This is a genomic window from Corynebacterium sp. HMSC08F01, from assembly GCF_001807545.1.
GTDB lineage: Bacteria > Actinomycetota > Actinomycetes > Mycobacteriales > Mycobacteriaceae > Corynebacterium > Corynebacterium coyleae.
Genome location: NZ_KV789311.1, coordinates 8,135 through 8,848, shown reverse-complemented (window position 1 = coordinate 8,848; position 714 = coordinate 8,135). Strand labels below are relative to the sequence as shown.

1 protein-coding gene is annotated in these 714 nt (G+C 56.7%); it reads left to right on the top strand.

All coding sequences use genetic code 11. The annotated features are described in order from the left end of the window. A partial coding sequence (locus HMPREF3171_RS11655) for a YPDG domain-containing protein (RefSeq protein ID WP_210385599.1) occupies positions 1-714 on the top strand: 714 nt, incomplete at both ends.

Below are 714 nucleotides of genomic sequence, written 5' to 3'. Positions count from 1 at the left end.
CGCTACTGGTGTTGCACCGTTTAAGGTTGCATCGCTGAACAACGATACGTTCGAGCCTGTCTACGAGGATGTCACCGGTAAGCCTGGCCAGGACTCCAAGGTTCCCGCTCCGAGGTTCATGGACGAGGACGGCAACTCGACCACTGCTCCGGATGGTACGAAGTTCACCCCGGGTGAGAACGCTCCTGACGGTGTGGCCATCGACTCGAAGACCGGTGAGATCACTGTCAAGGTTTCGGAGGATGCGAAGCCTGGTGACAAGATCACTGTTCCGGTGAAGGTGACCTACCCGGATGGTTCGTCTGAGACTGTCGATGTCACTGTCGACGTTGTTAAGCCGAACCCGACCGTGAAGCCTGGTGATAACACCACGGTTCCGGCTGATGGTGGCGAGCACACTGTTGGCAAGGTTGAGAACCCGAATGGTGACGAAAAGGGCAAGCTCGTCGATAAGGACGGCAAGGAGATCCCGGACTCCAAGGTTGAGATCGACGAAGACGGCAACGTCAAGGTGACGGTGCCGGAGGGTACTGATCCGCAGGGTGCCAAGGTCATCGTTACTGACAAGGATGGCAACTCGATTGGCGAGATCGACGTCAACGTCGTTGACCTGCGTTCTGATGCGTCGAGGAACGTCCCGAACTACGGCGATCGTAAGAACGTTGAGGCTGGCAAGACTGAGAAGTCTGATCCGTTTGAGGGCAAGACCGATGT